This window comes from Dechloromonas aromatica RCB, from assembly GCF_000012425.1.
In genome coordinates this window covers 3253558-3277972 of sequence record NC_007298.1, presented here as the reverse complement: position 1 = coordinate 3277972, position 24415 = coordinate 3253558, and the positions used below count along the sequence as shown (strand labels likewise).

General features: G+C 58.4%; 26 protein-coding genes. 17 read left to right on the top strand and 9 right to left on the bottom strand.

The window, feature by feature from the left end; genetic code table 11:
* Positions 1 to 8: 8 nt before the first annotated feature.
* On the top strand, positions 9 to 278 hold the full coding sequence (gene rpsT, locus DARO_RS15545; protein ID WP_011288763.1) for a 30S ribosomal protein S20: 270 nt from the start codon (positions 9 to 11) through the stop codon (positions 276 to 278).
* Between the two features lie 65 nt (positions 279 to 343).
* On the opposite strand, the gene DARO_RS15540 is transcribed toward rpsT, so the two are convergent.
* Positions 344 to 640 carry a DUF3579 domain-containing protein gene (locus DARO_RS15540; protein WP_011288762.1) on the bottom strand — a complete coding sequence of 99 codons (297 nt, stop codon included), beginning with the start codon at positions 638 to 640 and terminating at the stop codon, positions 344 to 346.
* Positions 641 to 890: 250 nt separating this feature from the next.
* Between DARO_RS15540 and DARO_RS15535 the strand changes: the two genes are divergently transcribed.
* From DARO_RS15535 to DARO_RS15510, 6 genes are read left to right on the top strand one after another with little or no spacing between them, the layout of a single operon-like run.
* Complete coding sequence (locus tag DARO_RS15535) at positions 891 to 2063, top strand: aspartate aminotransferase family protein (protein ID WP_011288761.1); 1173 nt, start codon at positions 891 to 893, stop codon at positions 2061 to 2063.
* Positions 2064 to 2065: 2 nt separating this feature from the next.
* A complete protein-coding gene (gene argF / locus DARO_RS15530; RefSeq protein WP_011288760.1) occupies positions 2066 to 2986 on the top strand; it encodes an ornithine carbamoyltransferase in 921 nt (306 codons plus the stop codon).
* Between the two features lie 32 nt (positions 2987 to 3018).
* Positions 3019 to 4425 (top strand): argininosuccinate synthase, encoded by a 1407-nt coding sequence (locus DARO_RS15525; RefSeq protein WP_011288759.1) that lies wholly within the window; start codon positions 3019 to 3021, stop codon positions 4423 to 4425.
* Positions 4426 to 4428: 3 nt separating this feature from the next.
* Entirely contained in the window at positions 4429 to 4653 is a 225-nt protein-coding gene (locus tag DARO_RS15520; RefSeq protein ID WP_011288758.1) for a DUF2788 domain-containing protein, read from the top strand.
* Positions 4654 to 4965 carry a pyrimidine/purine nucleoside phosphorylase gene (gene ppnP, locus DARO_RS15515; protein ID WP_011288757.1) on the top strand — a complete coding sequence of 104 codons (312 nt, stop codon included), beginning with the start codon at positions 4654 to 4656 and terminating at the stop codon, positions 4963 to 4965.
* A gap of 5 nt (positions 4966 to 4970) precedes the next feature.
* Positions 4971 to 5465 (top strand): YajQ family cyclic di-GMP-binding protein, encoded by a 495-nt coding sequence (locus DARO_RS15510; protein WP_011288756.1) that lies wholly within the window; start codon positions 4971 to 4973, stop codon positions 5463 to 5465.
* Positions 5466 to 5530: 65 nt separating this feature from the next.
* Here DARO_RS15510 and DARO_RS15505 read toward each other — a convergent pair whose 3' ends face one another.
* Positions 5531 to 6244: a type 1 glutamine amidotransferase gene (locus tag DARO_RS15505; RefSeq protein WP_011288755.1), complete on the bottom strand. Its 714-nt coding sequence runs from the start codon at positions 6242 to 6244 to the stop codon at positions 5531 to 5533.
* On the opposite strand from DARO_RS15505, the gene DARO_RS15500 reads away from it, so the two are divergent.
* From DARO_RS15500 to DARO_RS15470, 7 genes are all read left to right on the top strand, one after another.
* Positions 6243 to 6902 (top strand): TIGR02281 family clan AA aspartic protease, encoded by a 660-nt coding sequence (locus tag DARO_RS15500; RefSeq protein WP_198134053.1) that lies wholly within the window; start codon positions 6243 to 6245, stop codon positions 6900 to 6902. The two genes, DARO_RS15505 and DARO_RS15500, sit on opposite strands and share 2 nt — an antisense overlap.
* 10 nt (positions 6903 to 6912) lie before the next feature.
* Positions 6913 to 7170 carry a hypothetical protein gene (locus DARO_RS15495; RefSeq protein ID WP_011288753.1) on the top strand — a complete coding sequence of 86 codons (258 nt, stop codon included), beginning with the start codon at positions 6913 to 6915 and terminating at the stop codon, positions 7168 to 7170.
* Entirely contained in the window at positions 7167 to 7763 is a 597-nt protein-coding gene (locus DARO_RS15490; RefSeq protein ID WP_011288752.1) for a CoA pyrophosphatase, read from the top strand. Before DARO_RS15495 ends, DARO_RS15490 begins: the two co-directional genes overlap by 4 nt.
* A gap of 64 nt (positions 7764 to 7827) precedes the next feature.
* Positions 7828 to 8751, top strand: coding sequence for a CobD/CbiB family protein (locus DARO_RS15485; protein WP_011288751.1), 924 nt, complete (start codon positions 7828 to 7830; stop codon positions 8749 to 8751).
* 26 nt (positions 8752 to 8777) lie between these two features.
* Entirely contained in the window at positions 8778 to 9959 is a 1182-nt protein-coding gene (locus tag DARO_RS15480) for an acetyl-CoA C-acyltransferase family protein (RefSeq protein ID WP_011288750.1), read from the top strand.
* A 201-nt stretch (positions 9960 to 10160) separates the two neighbouring features.
* Positions 10161 to 11573, top strand: coding sequence for a circularly permuted type 2 ATP-grasp protein (locus DARO_RS15475; protein WP_041224448.1), 1413 nt, complete (start codon positions 10161 to 10163; stop codon positions 11571 to 11573).
* A 3-nt stretch (positions 11574 to 11576) separates the two neighbouring features.
* Complete coding sequence (locus tag DARO_RS15470) at positions 11577 to 12524, top strand: alpha-E domain-containing protein (protein ID WP_011288748.1); 948 nt, start codon at positions 11577 to 11579, stop codon at positions 12522 to 12524.
* 95 nt (positions 12525 to 12619) lie between these two features.
* On the opposite strand, the gene DARO_RS15465 is transcribed toward DARO_RS15470, so the two are convergent.
* Positions 12620 to 13156, bottom strand: a complete 537-nt coding sequence (locus tag DARO_RS15465; protein WP_011288747.1) for a phasin family protein — start codon at positions 13154 to 13156, stop codon at positions 12620 to 12622.
* Between the two features lie 371 nt (positions 13157 to 13527).
* On the opposite strand from DARO_RS15465, the gene DARO_RS15460 reads away from it, so the two are divergent.
* The gene (locus DARO_RS15460; RefSeq protein ID WP_011288746.1) at positions 13528 to 14742 is read left to right on the top strand and encodes a BaiN/RdsA family NAD(P)/FAD-dependent oxidoreductase; all 1215 of its coding nucleotides are present in this window, start codon (positions 13528 to 13530) and stop codon (positions 14740 to 14742) included.
* A gap of 50 nt (positions 14743 to 14792) precedes the next feature.
* On the opposite strand, the gene DARO_RS22440 is transcribed toward DARO_RS15460, so the two are convergent.
* From DARO_RS22440 to DARO_RS15430, 6 genes are all read right to left on the bottom strand, one after another.
* A complete protein-coding gene (locus DARO_RS22440) occupies positions 14793 to 16367 on the bottom strand; it encodes an ATP-binding protein (RefSeq protein ID WP_011288745.1) in 1575 nt (524 codons plus the stop codon).
* Between the two features lie 26 nt (positions 16368 to 16393).
* Entirely contained in the window at positions 16394 to 18034 is a 1641-nt protein-coding gene (locus DARO_RS15450; RefSeq protein ID WP_011288744.1) for an NAD(P)/FAD-dependent oxidoreductase, read from the bottom strand.
* Between the two features lie 10 nt (positions 18035 to 18044).
* A complete protein-coding gene (locus DARO_RS15445) occupies positions 18045 to 18488 on the bottom strand; it encodes a c-type cytochrome (RefSeq protein ID WP_497462985.1) in 444 nt (147 codons plus the stop codon).
* A 120-nt stretch (positions 18489 to 18608) separates the two neighbouring features.
* Positions 18609 to 19529, bottom strand: coding sequence for a ParB/RepB/Spo0J family partition protein (locus DARO_RS15440; RefSeq protein ID WP_011288742.1), 921 nt, complete (start codon positions 19527 to 19529; stop codon positions 18609 to 18611).
* A gap of 156 nt (positions 19530 to 19685) precedes the next feature.
* The gene (locus tag DARO_RS15435) at positions 19686 to 20039 is read right to left on the bottom strand and encodes a YkgJ family cysteine cluster protein (RefSeq protein WP_011288741.1); all 354 of its coding nucleotides are present in this window, start codon (positions 20037 to 20039) and stop codon (positions 19686 to 19688) included.
* 27 nt (positions 20040 to 20066) lie between these two features.
* A complete protein-coding gene (locus DARO_RS15430; protein ID WP_011288740.1) occupies positions 20067 to 20282 on the bottom strand; it encodes a hypothetical protein in 216 nt (71 codons plus the stop codon).
* Positions 20283 to 20421: 139 nt separating this feature from the next.
* On the opposite strand from DARO_RS15430, the gene DARO_RS15425 reads away from it, so the two are divergent.
* Positions 20422 to 20853, top strand: coding sequence for a VOC family protein (locus DARO_RS15425; protein ID WP_011288739.1), 432 nt, complete (start codon positions 20422 to 20424; stop codon positions 20851 to 20853).
* A gap of 162 nt (positions 20854 to 21015) precedes the next feature.
* Positions 21016 to 24369 carry a transglutaminase family protein gene (locus DARO_RS15420; RefSeq protein ID WP_011288738.1) on the top strand — a complete coding sequence of 1118 codons (3354 nt, stop codon included), beginning with the start codon at positions 21016 to 21018 and terminating at the stop codon, positions 24367 to 24369.
* Positions 24370 to 24415 lie beyond the last annotated feature (46 nt).

Genomic DNA, 24415 nt, shown 5'->3' with positions numbered 1-24415 from the left:
AGTTTTACATGGCCAATAGCGCACAAGCCCGCAAGCGCGCCCGTCAAGCTGACGGGCAGCGTTCCCATAACGCCAGCCTGCGTTCGACCCTGCGTACCGCAATCAAGCGCGTTCGTCAGGCGATCGAAGCTGGTGACAAAGCCGCCGCTCAAGGCGTCTTCCAGCAGTCCGTCGCAGTGCTCGATCGCATTGCTGACAAGAAGATTGTTCACAAGAACAAGGCTTCCCGTACCAAGAGCCGTTTGTCTGCTCAAATCAAGGCCCTTGCTGCTGCCTGATTGAGTTAACTGCTCAAATGAAAATGGCGCCTGCGGGCGCCTTTTTTATTGCGGTTGATTTCTGTTTAATTCTTGTCGATCGAGCAGACGCCGTCGATGATTTGCAGGTCGTTATCCTGGGCGAAGTTGAGCATGAAGCGGTAGGCCATGGGTTCTATTTCACCAAGGCGGCCGTCAACGAAAACTGCTTTTTCGCCGTTGTAGTCGCCGGGGCCGACGTAGGGTGAATATTTCATCTTACGTTCGGCGCCAAAGGCGGACATGACGCCACAAAGACGTTCAGCCCAATCGCTCGGGCGAAATTTTTTGCCTTGTTTTGTGAGGCCGACAATGATGAATGTGGTCGATTCTTGATTTGTCATTGTTCTACTCTGCGTTTGCGGACGATACGACCTTGCGTTGGTGCATTCTAGCAGAAGCCGCCTGTCTTTCCATCACTGCGGCGAGTTGAGGCTGTAGTGGTGGATTTGCTCCTGTCTTGCTGTTCTATACAAGGCCTTGTTTTTCACCTAGAATTTAACTTTCTGCTGTTCTCCGGGGGTTATGCGGCCTACTGGAGTGGCGGTCGTTTCGGCGGCATTGGCCGCCGTTTTCGTTTTATGGGGTTGCCTCATGTCGCATGTCATGAATACCTACGCCCGCTTGCCGGTGACTTTTAGTCACGGAAACGGCAGCCGGATTACCGATACCGAGGGCAAGGAATATCTGGACGCCTTGTCAGGGATTGCTGTCTCGACGCTCGGTCACGCTCACCCAAAGTTGGTTGCTGCCATTGCCGCTCAGGCTGGGCGCATGTTGCACACTTCCAACCTTTATAGAATTGGCGAACAGGAGCAACTGGCAGACAAGCTTTGTGAGCTCTCGGGCATGCAGGAGGTGTTTTTCGGTAACTCCGGGGCTGAGGCCAATGAGGCGGCGATCAAGCTGGCACGCTTTTATGGTCACAAGAAAAATATCGAAATACCGACGGTCGTCGTGATGGAAAAGGCTTTTCATGGCCGGACGATGGCAACGCTTTCAGCAACGGGCAATCGTAAGACCCAGGCTGGTTTCGAGCCGCTGGTGGCCGGTTTCGTACGCGTCCCGTACGGTGATCTTGAAGCGATCAAGGCGGTTGCCGAGCACAACAAGAATATTGTCGCGGTCATGCTGGAGATCATTCAGGGTGAGGGCGGTATTCATTTGGCTGATCCGTCTTTCTATCGTGGTGTGCGCGAACTCTGCGATGCGCAGGATTGGTTGATGATCTGCGATGAGGTGCAGTGTGGCATGGGCCGGACTGGCAAGTGGTTCGGTTATCTGCAAGCTGGCGTCCAGCCGGATATTGCGACCCTGGCCAAGGGGCTGGGTTCCGGCGTGCCGATCGGTGCCTGCATGGCCGGAGGCAAGGCTGCCGGGCTGTTCGGGCCGGGAAATCATGGATCGACTTTTGGTGGTAATCCGCTGGTATCTACTGCCGCTCTGACAACCATTGAAGTGATTGAACAGGATGACTTGTTGGGCAATGCGGAGCGTATTGGCCTCCTGATCCGCAAGTTGTTTGCTGAAGCTTTGGCCGGGGTTAAGGGCGTTGTCGATATTCGTGGGCATGGCTTGATGATCGGCCTTGAGCTGGATCGCCCTTGTGGCGCACTGGTTGGTAAAGCTTTGGCAGCCGGCCTGCTGATTAATGTCACCGCAGATACCGTGCTGCGTTTCCTGCCGCCGCTGATTTTCAGCGAGAGCGACGCTCATGAGTTGGTAGAGCGCACTGCTCCGCTGATCAAGGAATTTCTGGCTGCTTAATCATGGCAATCAAACACTTTCTGCAATTCAAGGATTTCACCCGTGAAGAGCTCGAATACGTCTTCGAGCGCACGAGCTGGATCAAGAACCAGTTCAAGTCTTATCAGAAGTACTGGCCCTTGTCCGACCGTACGCTGGTGATGATTTTCGAGAAGGCAAGCACCCGAACGCGCCTATCCTTCGAGGCCGGTATGCAGCAACTGGGCGGTTCGGCGATCTATCTGAACACACGTGATTCCCAACTCGGTCGTGGTGAACCGGTTGAGGATGCGGCACAGGTGATCTCCCGGATGAGCGACATCGTGATGATCCGTACCTTCGAACAGGAGATCATCGAGCGTTTCGCCGCTAATTCGCGCGTGCCGGTGATCAACGGGCTGACCAACGAATACCACCCTTGCCAGATTCTGGCTGACATCTATACCTACATCGAACATCGTGGCTGCATTCAGGGCAAGACGGTGGCCTGGGTCGGCGACGCCAACAATATGTGTAACACCTGGCTGCAGGCGGCTGAAGTGCTGGACTTCAAGGTCCATGTGTCGACACCACCTGCCTATGAGATTCAGCCAGAACTGGTTGGCAAGATCAATCCGGCCCGCTTCAAGGTATTTGCCGATCCGATGGATGCCTGCCGTGGGGCCGATCTGGTGACCACCGACGTGTGGACCTCGATGGGCTTCGAAGCGGAAAACGAAGAACGGATCAAGGCCTTCGCCGACTGGTGCGTTGATGGCGACATGATGCGCGTGGCTAATCCGCAGGCCGTATTCATGCACTGTCTGCCGGCGCATCGCGGCGAGGAAGTGACGGCCGAGGTGATCGACGGGCCGCAATCGGTGGTCTGGGACGAAGCCGAGAATCGGCTGCATGTCCAGAAAGCGCTGATGGAATATTTAATGCTCGGCCGCATTCAAGGCTGAGCAGACGGATTAATCGAAACAAGGGAACAGAAATGAGCGATATCAAGAAGGTTGTGCTGGCCTATTCGGGCGGTCTGGATACTTCGGTCATCCTCAAGTGGCTGCAGGATGTTTACAAGTGTGAAGTCGTTACCTTCACGGCCGACCTCGGTCAGGGTGAGGAACTGGAGCCGGCGCGTGCCAAGGCACTGAAGGCCGGCATCAAGCCGAAGAACATTTATATCGACGACGTGCGCGAGGAGTTCGTCCGCGACTTCGTCTTCCCGATGTTCCGTGCCAACACCGTCTATGAAGGCGAATACCTGCTCGGTACCTCCATCGCCCGTCCGCTGATTGCCAAGCGTCTGATCGAGATCGTCAATGAAACCGGTGCCGATGCCATCTGTCATGGCGCAACCGGCAAAGGGAACGATCAGGTCCGTTTCGAACTCGGTGCCTATGCGCTGAAGCCGGGCATCAAGGTCATTGCCCCGTGGCGCGAGTGGGACCTGATGTCCCGTGAAAAATTGATGGCCTATGCCGAGAAGCATGGCATCGAGATTGACATGAAGCACAAGAAGGGCGGCTCCCCGTACTCGATGGATGCCAACCTGCTGCACATCTCCTATGAAGGTCGCCATCTGGAAGACCCGGCGGCCGAGGCTGAAGAGTCGATGTGGCGGTGGACTGTGTCGCCGGAAAAGGCACCGAACAAGGCCGAGTACCTCGATCTGGAATTTGCCAAGGGTGATGTCGTCGCGGTCAATGGCAAGAAGCTGAAGGCTCATGAAGTGCTGGCCCTGCTCAACGAGTTGGGTGGCAAGCACGGCATCGGCCGTCTCGATCTGGTTGAGAACCGCTATGTCGGCATGAAGTCACGTGGCTGTTACGAAACCCCGGGCGGCACCATTCTGCTGCGCGCCCACCGCGCCATCGAGTCGGTGACCCTTGACCGCGAAGTTGCCCACCTCAAGGATGACCTGATGCCGCGCTACGCCAGCCTGGTGTACAACGGCTACTGGTGGAGCCCGGAGCGTAAGGCGCTGCAGGTGCTGATCGATCACACGCAACAGACGGTCAACGGCGTTGTTCGCCTGAAGCTGTACAAGGGCAACGTCATCGTCGTCGGTCGCGATTCGAAGACGGATTCGCTGTTCGACTCGACCATTGCCACTTTTGAGGATGACGCCGGTGCTTACGACCAGCGCGATGCAGGCGGCTTTATCAAGCTGAATGCGCTGCGTTTACGTATTGCGGCCAATCTGGCTGGCCGCAAGGCTGGCAAGCCGGTTGCGAAGAAGGCTGCTGCCAAGCCTGTCACCAAAGCTGTCCCCAAGGCGGTTGCCAAGCCGGTGACGAAGGCTGTAGCAAAGGCCGCTGAAAAACCGGTTGCCGCCAAAGCTACCGCCAAGCCTGTCAAGGCTCCGGTCAAGAAGCCAATCGCCAAAAAGAAGGGCTAAGTAATGGAAGGCGGCACCGTATTCGGTTTCAATGAAGAACAGATCGCGGATTTTTTTTCGACCTGGGGTGTTGCCGCATTCATTATCTTCATGCTCTTCATCATCGGCGAGATCGCCTGGAAGTCGAAAGCCGGCAAGACGGGTACCTTCGTGCTCTTTTTCGTGCTGGCTTTCGGCATGGTGGGCTTCATCGCCAAATCAGTCATTCAGAAACTCTGGGGTATTTAAATGTCGCAATACGACAACGTTTCCGTGGTCAAGAAGGCCAATGTTTATTTTGACGGCAAGTGTGTCAGCCACACCGTGGTGCTGGCCGATGGCACGAAGAAGACGGTTGGCGTGATCCTGCCGTCCAGCCTGACCTTCAATACCGGCGCACCGGAAATCATGGAAGGTGTCGGCGGTTCCTGCCGCGTCAAGCTGAAGGGCGAGAGCGAGTGGAAAACCTACGGCGATGGTCAGTCTTTCAACGTGCCGGGCAATTCCAGCTTCGAAATCGCCTGTGACGAGCCCTATCACTACGTTTGCCACTTCGGGTAATTGCCATGCCGAGCTTTGACTTCACCTCTGAAGCGGATATGGTTGGCCTGAAGAACGCCATCGACGTTACTTCGCGCCAGATCGACAATCGTTACGACTTCAAGGGTACTAGTGCCAAGGTCGAGTTGAACGAGAAGGACAAGGTCATCACGCTGTGGGGCGATTCCGACTTCCAGCTCGATCAGATCAAGGATCTGCTTTTCCCGGCCATGGAAAAGAAGGAGAAGGAAAGCGTCAAGCGCCTGGATCACCAGAAGGTGGTCAGCGTCTCCGGCAACAAGGTCAAGCAGGAGATGAAAATCAAGGATGGAATCGATAGCGACCTGGCCAAGAAGATCGTCAAGTTGGTTAAGGACGGCAAGCTCAAGGTCCAGGCTTCGATCCAGGGCGATACCGTGCGGGTCCAGGGGGCCAAGCGCGATGATCTGCAGGGCTGTATTGCGCTGATTACCAAGTCGATTACCGATTTTCCGATCAAGTACGGTAATTTCCGAGACTGAGTCTGGGGGGTAGTAAAACAAAACGGGCAGTTAGGCTGCCCGTTTTGTTTTACTGAGGCCGATTTTCAGCGTTGTAGTCCGTTGATCCATACAGAATAAAGTTGATTCGACAGATGGCGCATGCGCGGCAGGCGTTCGCCGATCTGCTCTTGCATGACCTCGGGCGTTTGTGCGCTCGGTTGGTCGGCAACCGCGATGGCCTCGTCGGCCCATTGCTCGCACCAAGTGCCGATCATTTCTGGTGTCATCTCGACATGACACTGCATGCCGAGATGTGGTCCCAGGACAAACATCTGGTTGGCGCAGTGGCTACCGGCGAACAAACGGGTTGCTTCTGCCGGGATGCTGAAGGTTTCGCCGTGCCACTGGAAGACCGTGCCGTGCTTGCCGGCATGGTCGCCGAGCCAGTGGCGGGCGATGGTGTTGTCCTCACCCAGCACATTGCCCCAACCGATTTCCTTGACCGGATTTTTCGTGATCTGGCCACCGAGCGCCTTGCTCATCAATTGACCACCCAGGCAGTGGCCGATGACCGGAATGTTTTGAGCGGCGGCGTTTCGAATCAGCGCGCAGACCGGTTCGATCCAGTGCAGCGGATCATTGACACTCATCGGGCCGCCCATGAAGCACAGGCCAGAAAAACCGTCGGCTGTGCTTGGTACCGTGGCGCCTTCGTCGATGGCAATCAATTGCCATGGAATCCCGTGCTGCTCAAGGAATATGGCAAAATAGCCCGGACCTTCAGTGGGAGAGTGACGAAAGATGGCGACTGGTTGCATGGTAAAGATGTCCCGAAACGCGAAGCGTTATTCTACGCTGCTTGTTTTGCTGGTGTGCCTGCCTCCGGCTTCGGTGATGGCGCAGGATGTCGGGTTGGCCGGCATCATGGGCAGCAAGGCGATGTTGATGATCAATGGAGGTGAGCCTCAGGCGGTGCCGGTTGGGCAGACTGTGGATGGCGTAAAGGTGGTGTCCATTCAGGGGGATCAGGCAACGATTGAGGTGGGCGGCAAGAAACGTCCCCTGCGCGTTGGCCAACATGCCATTGGTGCTGGTAATGGTGATGGTTCGGACAAGATCATCATGACCGCCGATGTCCAGGGACACTTCTTTACGACAGGTAATATCAACGGAACATCAGTTCGTTTTCTGGTGGATACCGGGGCGAGCATGATTTCACTGGGAGCAACGGATGCCCGCCGGATTGGTCTGGATTTCAATCGCGGCCAGAAGGCATTGACTAACACCGCCAATGGCCAGGTGGTGGTGAGCAAGGTTCAACTCGATACCGTGCGTATTGCAGGTGTCACGCTGCACAATGTCGATGCGCTGATTCATCAGAACGAGATGCCGATTGCCCTGCTTGGCATGAGTTTCCTGAATCGGATGGAAATGCAGCGCGATGGCAGTACCATGACACTGAAAAAAAGATTTTAGGAGAGAGAAAGTGCCAAAAAGAGATCAGGAAATAGCGCTATTGCGCGAAGAGCTGGAAATGCTCATGGGGGAGCGGCAGGCATTGCTACGTGTGGCTGGTGCTTCGGCGGTCCTGATTGCCAGCCTCGACAGCAAGCGCCTACCAGTCGGTGCGATCGAGTCAGCTGATCTGGTGGCAACGACGATCAACGATCTCCAGGAGGAAACGCTGCAGGATGCGCTGGCTGCCGTACACGCTGAAATCGAGGAAGACTCTGCGGCGGCATGACGATTGATTTGGAGCGCTTGCGGGCCAGTTTGCTGCCCGAGCCGCTGGCTGGTCATTTCGTCCAGGAGGATGGTGTCGACGACCAGCCTCTGACGCCAGCAGCTGTACTTTTTCCTATTGTTCTGCGTGAGGCTGGGCACACTGTCCTGCTAACCCAGCGTACAGCTCATCTGAGAGATCATGCTGGGCAGATCAGTTTTCCCGGCGGTCGTGTGGAAGAAGAGGACCTCTCGCCAATACACACCGCCTTGCGCGAGACTGAGGAAGAAATCGGCTTGCCTCGCGAGCGGGTCGAGATTGTCGGCTTTCTCCCGGAATATCGAACCGGTACCGGTTTTCGTGTGACGCCGGTGGTGGCACTGGTCAGGCCGCCTTTCGATCTGCAGCCCGATCCTTTTGAGGTCGCCGAGATCTTCGAAGTACCGCTTTCTTTCCTGCTTGATCCGGCCAATCATCAGCAGCATTCGTTGCATTACCGTGGTGCGCTGCGCAACTACTTCGCCATGCCTTATGGCGAGTATTTCATCTGGGGCGCCACCGCTGGCATGATCCGTTCGCTGAGCGAGCGTCTCGGGCTTCTCCACGGCGCTTGAGCTTGTGGTATCGTGGCACTTTAAGACACCAAAATAAGCCGAATACGGCAAGCATCGGTACCCCATGAGTCTTCTCTCGCTGATTGCAGTTTTTCTCATCGAGCAGCTGCAACCCCTTGATTACCGGCGTGTTGTTGCTGATCCGCTTGGCGCATGGGCGGATTTTATCGAATCCCGCTTCAACGCCGGTGCCTACAGGCATGGCGTACTTGCCTGGTGCTTGGCGGTGTTGTTGCCTGTGCTGGTCGTGGCGATTGCCTACGGCTTGCTTTACTCGCTGAACCCGGTCTTCGGCCTGCTGCTCAATATCGGCGTGCTGTACCTGACCATGGGCTTCCGGCAGTTCAGTCATCACTACACCGAAATCCAGTTGGCCTTGCGCCTGGGTGACTTGGAGCGAGCCCGGCAATTGCTTGGCGAATGGCAGGGGCGCTCAACCTATAACCTTGGCTCTGAAGATATTGCCCGGCTTTCCATCGAAGGGGCGCTGGGGGCTTCACATCGCCACGTATTTGCCGTCTTGCTGTGGTTTATCCTGTTGCCCGGACCTTGCGGTGCCTTGCTCTACCGCCTTTCACTGATTGTCCGTGATCGCTGGAATAGCGAAAATGCCGGCCAGAGCAATGATTTTTTCATTTTTTCCAAACAAGTTTTCGGTATGATCGACTGGCTGCCTTTGCGAGCGACCGCTTCGGCTTTCGCCATCGTTGGCGATTTCGAGGACGCTGCCTATTGCTGGCGTACCCAGCCGGCACAGTGGCCGGACCGCGACATGGGTATTGTGCTGGCGGCCGGTGCTGGTGCCCTCGGCGTCCAGTTGGGACGGCCGGTGGCGGATGGCGTGGAAGTATCCGATCGTGCCGAGTTGGGTCTGGGTGACCCGGCCGACGTAGATTTTATGCAGAGCGCCGTCGGACTCGTCTGGCGAGCCACGGTGTTGTGGATGTTGTTGCTGTTTTTGTTGGGGCTTGCCAGTTTGGTGGGCTGAATCAATTTCCAAGTGGAGGTAGTTACATGAGCAGAGATGTCGTCGTTCTGAGCGCAGTTCGTTCCGCTATTGGTGCTTTTGGTGGTGCCCTGGCCGATTTCGAATCTACCGAGCTGGCTGGTATCGTCATGAAGGAAGCGATTGCCCGTTCCGGTGTCGATCCCCAAGCAATCAACTACGTAACCGTCGGCACCACGATGCCGACCGATTCCCGCTACGCCTATGTTTCCCGCGTTGCTTCCATCCAGGCCGGCTTGTCGATGGATTCCGTCGCCATGCAGGTTTCCCGCCTGTGCGCTTCCGGTCTGCAAGGTATCGTGACGACCGCCCAGAACCTGATGCTGGGTGATGCCGACTACGGTATCGGCGGCGGCGTTGAAGTCATGTCCAAGGCTGCCTACTTGCTGCCGGCACTGCGCAACGGTGCTCGCATGGGTGACACCAAGGCCATCGACTCGATGGTTGCCGTGCTGACCGATCCGTTTGGCGTTGGTCACATGGGTATTACTGCTGAAAACCTCGCTGCCAAGCATGGCTTCAGCCGTGAAGACCAGGATGCCTTCGCTGTCGAATCGCAGCGTCGCGCTGCTGCCGCCATTGATGCCGGCTACTTCAAGTCGCAGATCGTGCCGATCGTCAAGCAGACCCGCAAGGGCGACGTGGTGTTCGACACCGACGAGCACCTGAAGCGTGGCACGACCATGGAATCCCTGGCCAAGATGAAGCCGGCCTTCAAGAAGGACGGTACCGTTACCGCCGGTAACGCTTCCGGCATCAACGACGGCGCTGCTTTCTTCGTGCTGGCTGCCGCTGATGTGGCTGCCAAGGCTGGTCACAAGGCTCGTGCCCGTATCGCTGGCTATGCCGTTGCCGGCGTGCCGAACGATGTCATGGGCGAAGGCCCGATCCCGGCGACCAAGGCTGCCCTGAAGAAGGCTGGCCTGACCCTGGATCAAATGGATGTCATCGAGTCCAACGAAGCCTTCGCTGCCCAGGCACTGTCGGTTTCCAAGGTGCTCGGCCTTGATCCGGCCAAGACCAACCCGAACGGCGGCGCGATCGCCCTCGGTCACCCGGTTGGCTGTTCCGGTGCCTTCATCGCCACCAAGGCGCTGTATGAACTGGAACGCATTGGCGGCAAGTACGCACTGGTCACCATGTGTATCGGTGGCGGCCAAGGTATTGCGGTCATCTTCGAACGCGCCTAAGCATTTCGAGCTGGCTGTACCAGAAACCCGTCGGAGCGATCCGGCGGGTTTTTTATTTGCACCATCTTGAAAATCTGTCGCACCTTTGCGGTGCGTCAATAGTTAAAAAGAGCTATTCGGCGCATGATTTAAGGCTTGTTTGCAGGTGGCATGGAACCTGCTGAAACCTGTACGAGAGCATCCTCAGCGACGAGTGGAAAAATGAACTTCTATAACGAGATGTATGACGCCAATGGCGGTGTCCGTGCGCACTACAAGGGGTACGAAGACTGGCTCAAGGCAACTCCACCCGAGCGCATTGAGCGTAAGCGGGCCGAAGCCGATCTGGCCTTTCATCGGGTCGGTATTACCTTTGCGGTCTATGGCGAGGAGGCTGGCAAGGAGCGCCTGATTCCCTTCGACATCATTCCCCGCGTCATTCCATCGACTGAGTGGAAGGCGCTGCAGTCCGGGCTGCGCCAGCGCGTCAAGGCGTTGAACATGTTCCTGTGGGACGTCTACCACGATCAGGAGATTCTAAAGGCCGGCATCATTCCTGCCGAGCAGGTGCTGAACAACGCGCAGTATCGTCCGGTCATGAAAGGTGTTGATGTGCCGGGCGGGATTTACGCGCACATCACCGGCGTTGATATTGTGCGGGCCGGTGAGGGCGAGTTCTACGTGCTGGAAGACAATCTGCGCGTACCGTCCGGCGTGTCATACATGCTTGAAGATCGCAAGATGATGATGCGTCTTTTCCCCGAACTGTTTGCCAAGCACAAGGTGGCACCGGTTCAGCATTACCCGGACATGCTGCTGGAGAAACTGCGCGCCGTGGCGCCACAGGGTGTATCGAACCCGACAGTCGTCGTGCTGACGCCGGGTGCCTACAACAGCGCCTATTTCGAACACACCTTCCTCGCCCAGCAGATGGGCGTCGAGTTGGTCGAAGGTCGTGACCTGTTCGTCAAGGACGAAGTGGTCTATATGCGGACGACGCAGGGGCCGCAGCGGGTTGATGTGATCTACCGCCGCCTCGACGATGACTTCATGGACCCGACAGTCTTCCGCGAAGATTCATCGCTCGGCGTGCCGGGCATCATCCGAGCCTATCAGGCCGGCAATGTGACGCTGGCGAACGCGGTTGGCACTGGTGTCGCCGATGACAAGTCGATCTATCCCTACGTGCCGGAAATGATTCGCTTCTACCTCGGTGAGGAACCGAAGCTGAATAATGTACCGACCTACATGTGCCGCAAGCCGGATGATCTGGCCTACGTGCTTGATCACCTGCCGGAACTGGTGGTCAAGGAAGTGCATGGCGCCGGTGGTTACGGCATGTTGGTCGGCCCGGCTTCGACCAAGGAGCAGATCGAACATTTCCGCAAGTTGCTGATCGACAAGCCGGATGGCTACATTGCCCAGCCGACGCTGGCGCTGTCCAACTGTCCGACTTTCGTCGAAGAGGGCATCGCGCCGCGCCACCTTGACCTGCGCCCCTTCGTCCTGTCGTCTGGAGAGTGCGTGAACATGGTGCCTGGCGGCCTGACTCGCGTCGCGCTGACCAAGGGCTCGCTGGTCGTGAATTCGTCGCAGGGCGGCGGTACCAAAGACACCTGGGTTCTGGAGGATTAAGCCATGCTGAGTCGTACTGCCGATCACCTGTTCTGGATGTCCCGCTATATCGAGCGGGCCGAAAACCTGGCCCGTCTGCTCGACGTGACGTGGCAAATGTCGATGGTTCCGCAATCCGAGGAAGCGGCCAACCAGAACTGGAACGCGATCATCGTCCTGAATAGCCTGGAAGAGGCTTTTGCCGCCAAATATTCAGTGGTTAATGGTGAAAATGTCCTGAAATTCATGGTCAGCGACCCGGATAATTATTCGTCCATTCATAGTTGCCTGCGGCTGGCTCGCGAGAACGCCCATGCCGTGCGCGGCACGCTGACCACCGAAATGTGGGAAACCTTGAACTACACGTGGCTGGAAGCCCGTGATCGCAGTTTTGAGCAACTACTCAGTGCGGGGATCAGCGATTATTTCGAGTGGGTCAAAGTGCGTTCATCGCTGTCGCGGGGTACCACCCTGGGAACGCTGTTGCAGGACGAAGCCTACAATTTTATCCGTATCGGGACGCTGCTCGAACGGGCTGACAACACGGCCCGCATCCTTGACTTCAAATACCACGTCCTGCGTCCATTGGGCGACGAAGGGGCCACCGATTTCTACGAGTGGGGCGCCTTGCTACGCTCGGTCTCGGCCTTCGAGGTTTATCGCAAGGTGTATCGGGACGCGATTACCCCAGATCGGGTCGCCGAACTGCTGATTCTCAACAAGGACATGCCGCGCTCGCTCCACTTCTGCATGAACAGCGTGATCAAGAATCTCGATCTGATTGCCAATCGTCAGTCCGGAGAAACTGCGCGCCAGGCCGGCTTGCTGCATGCCCAGCTGCACTATGGTCGGATCGAGGATATCCTGGCGCAAGGGCTGCACGAGTGGCTGACCGATTTCATGGATCGAATCTATTTGCTCGGCGACGGTATCAGCAAGGACTTTCTGGTCCCGATGGCCGAGGTGGCCTAGGGGCGTATTCTTATCGCTTGGCATTGCGCTGCCGGTGCCTTGCCCACAAAAAAGCCCGCGGTCAACGCGGGCTTTTTTGCGCAGGCAAAGAGAGCTTACTTGCTCTTCTTGACAGCCTTGGTGGTGGCGCTGGTGGCAGCGGCCATATTGCTCTGGGCCAATTCGGTGACTTGCTGAGCAGCCTTGCGCATGTTTTCGAAAGTGCTGGTGGCTGCAGCAATGGCGCTCTGGAATGCATTGACAGCAACATCGGAACCGCCCGGAGCAGCCTTGGCAGCCTTTTCGAGCATGCTGGCAACCGACTTCTGAAAGTCGCCGAACTGGGCTTCAACCATCTTGGCCAGTTGTTCCTGGGTCTGGGCGGAAATTTCGTAGATGGAGCGTGAGTAGGCGACGGCCTTCTCGACGTTCGGCTGAGTCAGGGAGGCCTGGATGGACAGGGCTTCCTGAGGGTCTTTTGCACCCATCAGCGCCTTGGCGCCGGAGACGGAGTCTTCGATTACGGAGCGGGCGGTTTCGAGGTTCAGGGTGGCGATGCGCTCGGCTGAAGCCAGGGCGGTATTGGCAACGGACAACAGTGAATCAATGGCGGCCTTGTTGGCGGCGGCTAACTGCTCGGGATTGATAGACATCGGACGCTCCTAGAAGAGAAAATTAATAATTACAGCAAATCAATTGTAACAGTATTTTTGCATAATTGTTGCAATGCAACATCACTACTTTGTTGATTTGTATCAACTCATTAGCTTATTTCAGAGGCAAACATTTGTTTGAGATTCAAGACTGAAAAAATGGTTCGTCATGTCCCGTTGGTGCTTAAAAGTACCGGAAATTCTGGTATTGCGGATGGTTAATGGAGAATCCGAAACAATATTGCCAAAAGGTGGCGTTGCGTTCCTAAGGTACGCCTATTTATCAAGAAATAGGAGCTTTTCGGGCATGGTGATGCCCGGTGTTAGAATCCGCCGCGTTTTAGCGCAAGTTTTTTCCGGACAGGATTTCCATGCATTTTGACGTGATCATCATCGGCGCCGGCGCGGCCGGCATGATGTGCGCCGCACAGGCCGCGGCCCGTGGCCGACGGGTGCTGCTGCTTGATCATGCCGAAAAACTGGGCGAGCGCATCCGTATATCGGGTGGTGGGCGCTGTAACTTCACCAATCGCACAGTCAGCGCTGACAACTATCTTTCGCATAACCCCCATTTTTGCCGCTCGGCACTTGCCCGTTTTTCTCAGCTCGACTTTATTGCGATGATCGAGAAGCGGCGTATTCCTTATCATGAGCGCGAACATGGCCAGTTGTTCTGCGACGAATCGGCCGAAGAGATCATCGATATGCTGCGCGATGCCTGCGACGATGGCGGGGTGAAATGGGCCTTTCCATGTGCGGTCAAGCATATCGAACGGAACGAGGGCGAGGCGGTGAAGCGCTATGCCGTTGCTACCGATAACGGCAGCTTCTCCTGTCAATCTCTGGTGGTCGCTACTGGCGGTCTGGCCATTCCGAAAATCGGGGCCAGTCCGTTTGGCTACCGCCTGGCCGAACAATTCGCCGTTCCGGTCATTCCGCCCAAACCCGCCCTCGTGCCATTGGCCTTGGCGCCGGAACTGCTTGAGCCGATGAAACCCCTGGCGGGTGCGACGCTCGATGCCGTTGCCCAGTTCGAAGACGCCCAATTCCGCGAGAACGTGCTGATTACTCATCGCGGCCTGTCCGGCCCGGCCATCCTGCAGATTTCCAGCTACTGGCAGATGCAGGAGTACAGAAGTGGCAAGAAACAACCGGTCGAGATCGACCTGTTGCCTGGTCTCGATACAGGTGCCTGGCTGGAAGAGCACCGGCAGGGCCGGGTGCATCTACCTAACCTGCTGGCAGAAAGGCTTCCTCGGCGTTTTGCCCATGAATGGTGTGCGCTGCAGGGCGGCGAAAAACTGGTGACTCGTCCAATCAGTGAACTGAGCCGGCGTGATCTGGAAACGGTCGCCACCCGACTCAATGCCTGGCCACTGATGCCGGCGGGTACGCTCGGATTTGCCAAGGCGGAAGTCACACTGGGCGGCGTGTCGACCGATGCGCTGTCATCGAAGACAATGGAGGCCAAGGCGGTGCCGGGCTTGTTCTTCGTGGGCGAGGTGGTCGATGTGACCGGTTGGCTGGGCGGCTACAACTTCCAGTGGGCCTGGTCGTCGGGCTGGGTGGCCGGGCAGTTCGCCTGAACCCGGCCAGAAGCGCTGAAACGCTCGACTTGATCGGGGTGAGGCGCCGATTATTTCGGCGCTAGTTCTGCCGTCGGGTTGCCTTGCTGCGGGATCCAGACCCGGAATGTGCTGCCCTTGCCTGGCTCGCTATTCACTTCAATGCGCCCACCGTGCTTTTTCACGATGTCGTAGGAAAGCGATAGCCCGAGTCCTGTCCCCTTGCCAACAGGCTTGGTGGTGTAGAAGGGCTCGAAGATGCGCTGAATGACGGCAGGCGTCATGCCCTTGCCGGTATCGGCCACCTCGATCCATACCCAGGCATCGTCGTGGCCAGTACGGACGGTAATGGTGCCGCGGGTTTCGATGGCGTGTGCCGCATTGACCAGAAGATTCATCACGACCTGATCGATCTGCGCGGCAATACAGGTGACTGGCGGCAACTCGCCGAGTTCGCGAACGACTTCAGCCTTGTATTTCAATTCGTGCCAGACCACGTTGAGCGTTGCCTCGATCCCGGCGTTGAGATTGGTCTCTTGCCAGGCAGCTTCATCGATATGCGCGAAATCCTTGAGGTCGCTGACGATTTTCGTGACTCGCCCCAGGCCATCGCGAGATTCGCGCAGCAGGTCGGCCAGGTCTTCCTTCAGGTAATCAAAATCGGCGGCGATGAAGTCGGCTTCGCTGGCCTCTCTGCTGCGACAACGGTCAAGCAGGGTGATCATCTTTTCGCTGTAGTTTTTCAGCGAGCCGAGATTGGAACTGACAAAGCCGACCGGGTTGTTGATTTCATGGGCCACCCCGGCGGCCAGTTGGCCGATGGCAGCCATCTTTTCGGATTGCAGCAACTGGCTCTGTGCATCCTGCAATTCCTGGATCTTGTCGCCGAGCTCAAGCCAGCGCCGACGCAACATTTCGAGCATCAACCAGCCGGCGATCAGCACCAGCATGAAAGCCATGCCGTGCGTGAGCAAGACCTTGCGCCAACCAGCCTGCACGGCGGCCTCGATCGGCGCGTTGCGCTGTGAAACGCTGATGCCGCCGCGAATGTCACCGACTTTATAGCCTTGCTTGCGATGGCACTGCAGGCAGCTTTCCTGCACCCTGAGCGGGGCCATGTAACGCAGCATGTCACCTTCCGGGCTGGCTTCGACACCGGAAAACTCTTTAAGTCCTTGTTCGAAGGCTTCGAGCGCCCGATGCTCCCAATGATCCGGTTTGTTCTCGGGACGAATGGGGCGCTGGCTGGTCAGCCGGAATACGGCACCCGAGGCTGATTCTGCCATCTCGGCGATCAGACGCGTCATGTAGGCCGGGTTGACCATCGTCAATTCCATACCGTCGGTGGTTGTCACGTCGCGGTGCGGCACATCCAGATAAGGATTGGGCTGGGTACGTTCGGTCACCGGTACGTAAATGCCGCCGTGGCTGGCATTCCAGTTGCGGGTGAGCAGCACCATGCGAAACATGTTTCGTGCGCCTTCGATGGCGACCGCTGTCGTTTGCTGGCGAATTTGCTCGATCTGGGAATTCAGTGAGAAAGCCACGGCAACTGCCCAGATCACCAGCAGTAACAGCCACCATCGCCGTTCGCGAACGACGCGTGGGATTGTCCGCTTGCTGACTGGGGCGACGTGGGCGTCCATGATAGTCCCGAGTTCTGCGGCTCCTGTTAAGCCTGTGTGGGCGTTGTCGTCATGAGCGTTTTGGCCATCGACAATGCCAGTGCCTCTGCTACCTTGATCCCGTCCACCCCGGCCGACAGGATGCCGCCGGCGTAGCCAGCCCCTTCGCCAGCCGGATACAGGCCGCGGGTGTTGATGCTCTGGAAGTCGTCGCCGCGCTTGATGCGGATCGGTGAGGAGGTGCGGGTTTCAACGCCGGTCAATACGGCATCGGCCATGGCGAAGCCGCGGATCTGCTTGTCGAAGGCGGGGATGGCTTCGCGCAGGGCCTCGATGACGTAAGGCGGGACGCAGCTCGACAGGTCAGTCATGTGCACGCCCGGCTGATAGGACGGATCGACTGCGCCCAAAGCGGTGGATGGCCGGCCGGCCAGGAAATCGCCGATGCGCTGGGCTGGTGCTTCGTAGGTGCTGCCGCCGGCGACAAAGGCAGCGGATTCCCATTGGCGCTGGAAGGCTATGCCGGCCAGCGGGTTGGTCTTGTAGTCGCCGGGGAAATCCTCTGGCTTGACTTCGACGACCAGCGCCGCATTGGCGTTGCGTTCGGCGCGGGAATACTGGCTCATGCCGTTGGTGACGACGCGGCCTTCTTCCGAGGTGGCGGCGACGACCTGGCCGCCGGGGCACATGCAGAAGCTGTAGGCGGCGCGGCCGTTGGCGCAGTGATGAACCAGCTTGTAGTCGGCGGCACCGAGAATTTCGTTGCCGGCGTTGGGGCCGAAGCGGGCCTGGTCGATCATGGCTTGCGGGTGTTCGACGCGGAAGCCGATGGAGAAAGGCTTGGCTTCGATGTAAACGCCCTGTTCGTAGAGCATCTGGAAGGTGTCGCGGGCACTGTGGCCGACAGCGAGCACGACGTGGTCGGTGGCGATGGTTTCGCCATTGGCCAGCACGACGCCGCGTACCTGATGATTCTCGATGAGCAGTCGCTCGACCTTGCTGCCGAAGCGGACTTCGCCACCCAGTTCGGTGATCGTTGCCCGCATGTTCTCGACCATCTTGACCAGGCGGAAGGTGCCAATGTGCGGCTTGCTGACGTAGAGGATTTCCTCCGGTGCGCCGGCCTTGACGAATTCTTCAAGTACCTTGCGACCGTGGTGCTGCGGATCCTTGATCTGGCTGTACAGCTTGCCGTCCGAGAAGGTGCCAGCACCGCCTTCGCCGAACTGGACGTTCGATTCAGGGTTCAGCTTGTTCTTGCGCCACAGGCCCCAGGTGTCCTTGGTCCGTTCGCGTACGGCCTTGCCGCGTTCGAGAATGATCGGCTTGAAGCCCATCTGGGCCAGGATCAGACCGGCGAGCAGGCCGCAGGGGCCGGTGCCGATGACCACCGGGCGGGTCTTCAGATCGCTCGGGGCCTGGGTGACGAACTTGTATTGCGTGTCCGGCGTTGGGCCGACATGGCGATCATCGGCAAACTTCCTGAGTAGTGCCGCCTCGTTGGCGACCTCGATATCCAGCGTGTAGATCAGCGTGATGGCCGATTTTTTCCGGGCATCGTAGCTGCGCTTGAAAATCGTGAAGCTGGTCAGCTCAGCATCGGCAATGCCAAGACGCTGGCAAATGGCCGGACGCAGTGCCTCCTGGGCGTGGTCCAGTGGCAGCTTCAGTTCAGTCAATCTCAACATGGGAATACTCTCAGCGTTCCTTGAACTGTTTGTGGCAAGTTTTGCAGGCTTCGTGCACCGCCTCGTAGGCCTTTTCGACCCGTGCCTTGTCCTTGCTCTGGGCCGCCGCCAGCAGGGTGTCGGTGGCCGCGATGAAAGCTTGTTTGTTCTTCTCGAACTGTTCCGGCTGCTTCCAGACTTCGGGGGTCGCCTTGGTTGGCGGGTAATTGGTATCCGGCCCGAAATGCGACCAGGGGGCATCGCGTTTGGCCATCAGCTTGTCGGCCATTACGGCGAATTTGTCGGCCTCGTAGCGACCGTCGCGCAGCATCACTCCCATCGGCTCGAAAGCCTTGACCATCTCCTTGAACGCCACCTGGCGCTGCTTCACCGGTTGTCCCGGTCGCGTATCCTCGACCTCGCCGCAAGCGCCAAGCAGGGCAGCGGTCAGCAACAAAAAGAGGTGAGGTTTCATGGCTTTGAACATGGCTGGCAATCGATAGCGGGGCGGCGCCCGGAAGCGCGAATTATACGGGGTCCGCCCTGGCGATGCTGAAAGCCCGCTGCCAGCAGGCCTGGCTTGCCAGGAAGGGGGTCAGGCGTTTTTCATGGCCAGAAATTCATCGATCAGCCTGACCAGAATTTCGTCTTCATCCTCTTCGTTCATGCCGAGCAACTCGGCAACCAGTTTGACCTTGCCGGGGCTGACCTTGCTCCGGGCCTGAGCGGGGGCGGATGTCGCGACGGCCGCTGCTGGCGCTTCTTCACTGGACAATACGGTCACTGCAGGCGCTGGGGCTTGGGGGCTTGCCGTCGCGCTGCTCAAGGCCGGCTCAGCGGTGGGTGTAGCGTCCTCGGTTTTCTTGCGGCGGCCGCTTGCTTCAGACAGCGCGTTGTCGACGATCTTCTTCGACACCTTCTCGCCCTCCGGCAACTGTTCAATCTGGTCGATCAGCGATTCGGCCTTGGCTTCGTTTTTCTTGGCCAGTTTCTCAAGCTGGACGGCGGTGCTGGTGCTGGCGATCTTTCCCGAATCCAGCAGGGCAGTTACTTTTTCCGACAGGTTGGCGGCGGCAGTGGCCTGGCTGAGCCAGGTCGGGGCACGGCCAAAGTATTGAGCGGCTTCTTCCAGTGTCGCAAAGTGTTCGGAGATGGCCTGGATGGCATTGGCCATGTCGCGCGGCTCGAGTGCCGAACGAACGCCGAGCCCGATGTTTTCGAAGACCTGGACCTTGAGCGTTTCCTCGGGGGGGCAGCTGCGGATCACGACCGGCACGGTCTTTTCGCCGGCGATGATGGCGGCCTGGCGACGGCGTTCGCCGGCGATGACCGTGTAGCGCCCGGCCGCATCGGCAGGATGAACCACGATGGGCTGGATCATCCCGATTTTTTCGATCGAGTTGACCAGGCCCTTCAGGTTGTCTTCACTGATGTTCTGCCGGGCATGCTTGGCATCGGGTTGGAGGGTGGTGATGTCGACGATCTGGAATTGCAAGGCGCTGTCTTTGAAGGTCATGGCCGATCTGCGGTTCAGGTGGTGTGGCTTCGGAAATCCGGCGCGGGAAGCGCTCACGGAAGATCCGGGGAAGGGGCGGCATGTTCGTCCTTTTTGGTCGGCTTTTCAACTCGAATCGCAATGAGCGGATAGCCACGATTCGAGTCGCTGCGACATTCAAACGAGGACGTGACGGGCCGTTTTGAAGTAGTCGTAAATCTGCTGTTCGACGACCGGGTCGATCATCGTTTCCGGCCGCTTGCCATTCGGGCAGGCCAGCCGGGGTGTCGTGCCAAACAGGCGGCAGATCAGCGGGCGCTCGGCATAGACCTGGCAGCCATTCTTGCCAAGATGCGGACAGCTGAGCTCGGCCAGAGCCGCCGCGTGCTCGGCTTCCGTTTTGACTGGAAGGCGTGCCATCTCATCACTGGAGGCTTTGACCGGGCCACAGCAATCGTGACAGCCGGGAGCGCATTCGAAGGCGGGAATGCGTTTGCGCAGAAAGCGGATTTTCTGGTCATTCGGTGTCATTTGAGGCCTGAGTTCAAGTGGCGAGGCCTAGGAGTCGGAGGCTTCGTCGTCCTCTTCACGCGTACGGAGCATGGCTTCCGCATTACGCTCGAAATAGAGCTCGATCGCTTCGCGCAAATTGGCCAGGGCCTCGGCATCGGTTGCGCCATCGCTGGCGACGTCGATATCCAGACAACGGGCGATAAAGAGGTCGCCTTCCGGATAAACCTCGTATTTGATTTTGTAGGGTGTAGAGTTGTTCATTGTGTCGTCTCCGATGCCTGTCTGCGCATTGGATTTCTTGAAAACCCGGATTATCGGTCAAGCCAAAGCCGGGCAGCAAGCAAGGGTAAGTCTTTGCTGGACTGGCATTGCCACTTATTTTTTTGGATAGCGCATCGCCATGAAACAAACCATCAGCTTTATTACGCTGGGAGTGGCCGATCTGGCCCGCAGCCGGGCTTTCTACAAGGCCTTGGGGTGGCAGGAGTCGGCGGCCAGCCAGGAGGCGATTGCCTTCTTTCAGGCCGGCTCGGTGGCGTTTGCCCTGTTCCAGCGCGAGGCGCTGGCCGAGGATGCTTCGGTCGCGTCGGCTGGGAGCGGGTTTGCCGGTTTTACGCTGGCCCACAATGTGTCCTCTGAGGCGGCGGTGATCACAACGCTGGAAGAGGCGGTAGCGCTCGGGGCGACCTTGGTGCGGCCGGCTGACAAGGTATTCTGGGGAGGTTTTCGCGGTTATTTCTCCGATCCGGATGGCTTCTTGTGGGAGGTCTGTTTCAACCCCTTCATTTCGCTCGACGCAGACGGCTTCGTCAAACTCCCACCGGTTTTGTGATCAGGTGCCAAATTGCCGAAACTGCACCAATTTGGCGCGCGCCTTGTGTCATCGGGCTTTCATCAGGTGCGTGCGAAAATTCGGTCCATTGAAAAACAAGGGCTTGCAAGCTGGTTCGCGTCTTGCTTTTAAGCTGCTAGTCATTATGTCTGGAGCAAACTTGTGTCGATCCACGTCGCCCTGAATCACGTCACCCGTTACAGTTACGACCGCCTGATCAATCTCGGTCCGCAGGTTATCCGCCTGCGCCCGTGCCCGCATTCACGGACTCGTATCCTGTCTTACTCGCTGAAGATCGGGCCGGAAAAGCATTTTGTTAATTGGCAGCAGGATCCGCAGGGCAATTATCTGGCCCGCCTGGTCTTCCCGGAGAAGACCCGAGAGTTCAGCATTGAAGTTGATATGGTCGCCGAGATGTCGGTGATCAATCCATTCGACTTTTTCCTCGAGCCGCACGCCGAGAAGATTCCCTTTGCCTACGAGGCATGGGAACGTCACGAGCTGACGCCTTACCTGCACAAACTGCCGGAAACGCCGGAGCTCAAGAAATACATGGCCGGCATTTCGCGTGAACCGGTGCGCAGCGTCGATTTCCTGGTCGCCCTGAATGCCAATCTGCAGAAGGCGATCAGCTATACGATCCGCATGGAGCCGGGTGTCCAGACGCCGGAAGAAACACTGACCAAGCGTTCCGGCTCGTGCCGAGATTCAGCCTGGTTGTTGGTGCAGGTACTGCGCCACCTTGGCCTGGCTGCACGCTTTGTCTCCGGCTACCTGATCCAGCTGACCGCCGACGTCAAATCGCTCGATGGCCCCTCCGGCCCGGAAGCCGACTTCACCGACCTGCACGCCTGGGCTGAAGTCTATCTGCCCGGGGCCGGCTGGATCGGTCTCGATCCAACATCAGGCCTGTTTGCCGGTGAAGGCCACATTCCGCTCGCCTGCACGCCGGAACCCGGTTCTGCCGCGCCGGTTACCGGCGGTCTCGACGAGTGCGAGACTGAGTTCTCACACCACATGCAGGTCACCCGCATCTGGGAAGCGCCGCGGGTCACCAAGCCTTATACGGACGAACAGTGGATCGAGATCGAAGGCCTCGGCCATCAGATCGACGACACGCTGGGCAAACTCGACGTGCGCCTGACCCAGGGCGGCGAGCCAACCTTCGTTGCGGTCGACGACCCCGATGGCGCCGAATGGAACACGGCGGCCCTCGGTCCGACCAAGCGCATTTTCGCTGCCGACATCTTTCATCGTCTGCGTGAAAAATATGCCCCGAACGGCCTGATGCATTTCGGCCAGGGCAAGTGGTATCCCGGTGAGCAACTGCCGCGCTGGTCGCTGAACTGCTTCTGGCGCAAGGATGGCGAGCCGATCTGGAATGCGCCTGAACTGTATGCCAACGAAAGCGTCAATTACGGCGCCACCAGCGAACATGCCGAACGCTTCCTGAAACGCGTTGCTGAGCGCCTGGGCATGACTGGTGATTACGTCTTCCCGGCTTTCGAGGACGCTTATTACTACATGTGGCGCGAACGTCGATTGCCCGGCAATGTCGATCCCTTCGATTCGCGGGTCGACGATCCGCTCGAGCGCGCCCGTTTGATGAAGGTGTTCACGCAGGGCATGACCTATACGGTCGGCCACGTGTTGCCGATCATGAAAAATGTCTGGAATGAATGGCAGACTGGCCCGTGGTTCCTGCGTGCCGAGCGTTGCTACCTGTTCCCCGGTGATTCGGCCATGGGCTACCGCCTGCCGGTCGATTCGCAGCCGTGGACGGCGCAGAGTGATTACCCCTACGTCAATGTGCCGGATGCCGAGACAGCGACCGATCCGCTGGCCAGCTATGCTGCCTTGCGCTCCCGAGTGACCGGAGAAGTCGGCGCCCGTGAACCGCAGATGCAGAGCCGTCGTGCCGGCAGTTCTGCAAGCGGGCAGGGCGAAGGTCGGGCCTGGGAAAAACCGACCGATACGGTGCCCGGCTTCAAGGAATCGGCCGGCTGGATCACCCGCCTGGCCATGTGTGCCGAACCGCGCGACGGCCGCCTCTACGTCTTCATGCCGCCGACCGAGAAGCTCGACGATTACCTCGAAATCGTCGCCGCGGTTGAAGCGACGGCCGAAGAGATGAAGATGCCAGTGATCATGGAAGGCTACGAGCCGCCGTCCGATCCGCGCCTGACGCACTTCCGCGTCACGCCCGATCCTGGTGTCATCGAAGTCAACATCCATCCGGCCAAGAGCTGGGATCAACTGGTCGACCAGACCACCCACCTCTACGAGTCGGCCTATTACTCGCGCCTGACGACCGAGAAATTCATGGTCGATGGTCGTCATACCGGCACCGGTGGCGGCAACCACTTCGTGCTCGGCGGCGCGACGCCGAACGATTCACCCTTCCTGCGTCGTCCGGATCTGCTGAAGAGCCTGATCGCCTACTGGCACAATCATCCGAGCCTGTCCTACCTGTTCTCTGGCCTGTTCATCGGTCCGACCAGCCAGGCGCCGCGCGTCGATGAGGCGCGTAACGACAGCCTCTACGAGCTGGAAATCGCCTTCAAGCAGATACCGCAGCCAGGCGGCCATGTCCCGCCATGGTTGATCGACCGCATCCTGCGCAACCTGCTCACCGACGTGACCGGCAACACGCACCGCTCGGAGTTCTGCATCGACAAGCTTTATTCGCCGGATGGCCCGACCGGCCGCCTTGGCCTGCTTGAGTTGCGCGCCTTCGAAATGCCGCCGCACGCCCGCATGTCGCTGGCCCAGCAACTGTTGTTGCGCGCCATGATCGCCCGCTTCTGGGAGCAACCCTACGAACCGGCTCGCCTGGCGCGTTGGGGTACCGAGTTGCACGACCGCTTCATGTTGCCGTTCTACGCCGAGCAGGATTTCAAGGACGTCATGCAGGAAATGGCCGAGGCCGGTTACCCGTTCAAGGCTGAGTGGTTCGCTCCGCACTTTGAATTCCGCTTCCCGAAATATGGCGATTTTGCCGTCAAGGGCATGGAATTCGAGCTGCGTCATGCGCTGGAGCCCTGGCACGTCATGGGCGAAGAGGGTGGTGCCGGGACGACCGTCCGCTACGTCGATTCCTCGGTCGAACGTGTTCAGGTCAAGATCAAGGGCATGGCCCCCGACCGCTACGTGCTGACCTGCAACGGCGTTCCCGTGCCGCTGCAGAACACCGGGACCAACGGCGAATTCGTCGCCGGCGTGCGTTACCGCGCCTGGCAGCCTGCTTCGTGCCTGCATCCGACCATCGGCGTCCATGCCCCGCTGGTCTTCGACATTGTCGATACCTGGATGCAGCGTTCGCTGGGCGGTTGCCAGTACCACGTGGCGCATCCGGGCGGGCGCAGTTTCGACACCTTCCCGGTCAATGCCTTCGAGGCGGAAAGTCGGCGTCTCGCGCGCTTCTTCCGCTTCGGCCACACGCCCGGCAAGATACAGGTCAAGGTGCCCGAAAACAGCGCCGAGCACCCGTTTACGCTAGACTTGCGTCGGTTTTGATCAAAAATTCGGGTTGATCGCAAACAGGCCGGAGACGGCCTGTTTT

Excerpts from the sequence above, each read along its gene's own strand:
- rpsT (WP_011288763.1), top strand. The coding sequence starts at position 9 with ATGGCCAATAGCGCACAAGCCCGCAAGCGCGCCCGTCAAGCTGACGGG.
- DARO_RS15540 (WP_011288762.1), bottom strand. The coding sequence starts at position 640 with ATGACAAATCAAGAATCGACCACATTCATCATTGTCGGCCTCACAAAA.
- DARO_RS15535 (WP_011288761.1), top strand. The coding sequence starts at position 891 with ATGTCGCATGTCATGAATACCTACGCCCGCTTGCCGGTGACTTTTAGT.
- argF (WP_011288760.1), top strand. The coding sequence starts at position 2,066 with ATGGCAATCAAACACTTTCTGCAATTCAAGGATTTCACCCGTGAAGAG.
- DARO_RS15525 (WP_011288759.1), top strand. The coding sequence starts at position 3,019 with ATGAGCGATATCAAGAAGGTTGTGCTGGCCTATTCGGGCGGTCTGGAT.
- DARO_RS15520 (WP_011288758.1), top strand. The coding sequence starts at position 4,429 with ATGGAAGGCGGCACCGTATTCGGTTTCAATGAAGAACAGATCGCGGAT.
- ppnP (WP_011288757.1), top strand. The coding sequence starts at position 4,654 with ATGTCGCAATACGACAACGTTTCCGTGGTCAAGAAGGCCAATGTTTAT.
- DARO_RS15510 (WP_011288756.1), top strand. The coding sequence starts at position 4,971 with ATGCCGAGCTTTGACTTCACCTCTGAAGCGGATATGGTTGGCCTGAAG.
- DARO_RS15500 (WP_198134053.1), top strand. The coding sequence starts at position 6,243 with ATGGTAAAGATGTCCCGAAACGCGAAGCGTTATTCTACGCTGCTTGTT.
- DARO_RS15505 (WP_011288755.1), bottom strand. The coding sequence starts at position 6,244 with ATGCAACCAGTCGCCATCTTTCGTCACTCTCCCACTGAAGGTCCGGGC.
- DARO_RS15490 (WP_011288752.1), top strand. The coding sequence starts at position 7,167 with ATGACGATTGATTTGGAGCGCTTGCGGGCCAGTTTGCTGCCCGAGCCG.
- DARO_RS15485 (WP_011288751.1), top strand. The coding sequence starts at position 7,828 with ATGAGTCTTCTCTCGCTGATTGCAGTTTTTCTCATCGAGCAGCTGCAA.
- DARO_RS15480 (WP_011288750.1), top strand. The coding sequence starts at position 8,778 with ATGAGCAGAGATGTCGTCGTTCTGAGCGCAGTTCGTTCCGCTATTGGT.
- DARO_RS15475 (WP_041224448.1), top strand. The coding sequence starts at position 10,161 with ATGAACTTCTATAACGAGATGTATGACGCCAATGGCGGTGTCCGTGCG.
- DARO_RS15470 (WP_011288748.1), top strand. The coding sequence starts at position 11,577 with ATGCTGAGTCGTACTGCCGATCACCTGTTCTGGATGTCCCGCTATATC.
- DARO_RS15465 (WP_011288747.1), bottom strand. The coding sequence starts at position 13,156 with ATGTCTATCAATCCCGAGCAGTTAGCCGCCGCCAACAAGGCCGCCATT.
- DARO_RS15460 (WP_011288746.1), top strand. The coding sequence starts at position 13,528 with ATGCATTTTGACGTGATCATCATCGGCGCCGGCGCGGCCGGCATGATG.
- DARO_RS22440 (WP_011288745.1), bottom strand. The coding sequence starts at position 16,367 with ATGGACGCCCACGTCGCCCCAGTCAGCAAGCGGACAATCCCACGCGTC.
- DARO_RS15450 (WP_011288744.1), bottom strand. The coding sequence starts at position 18,034 with ATGTTGAGATTGACTGAACTGAAGCTGCCACTGGACCACGCCCAGGAG.
- DARO_RS15445 (WP_497462985.1), bottom strand. The coding sequence starts at position 18,488 with ATGAAACCTCACCTCTTTTTGTTGCTGACCGCTGCCCTGCTTGGCGCT.
- DARO_RS15440 (WP_011288742.1), bottom strand. The coding sequence starts at position 19,529 with ATGACCTTCAAAGACAGCGCCTTGCAATTCCAGATCGTCGACATCACC.
- DARO_RS15435 (WP_011288741.1), bottom strand. The coding sequence starts at position 20,039 with ATGACACCGAATGACCAGAAAATCCGCTTTCTGCGCAAACGCATTCCC.
- DARO_RS15430 (WP_011288740.1), bottom strand. The coding sequence starts at position 20,282 with ATGAACAACTCTACACCCTACAAAATCAAATACGAGGTTTATCCGGAA.
- DARO_RS15425 (WP_011288739.1), top strand. The coding sequence starts at position 20,422 with ATGAAACAAACCATCAGCTTTATTACGCTGGGAGTGGCCGATCTGGCC.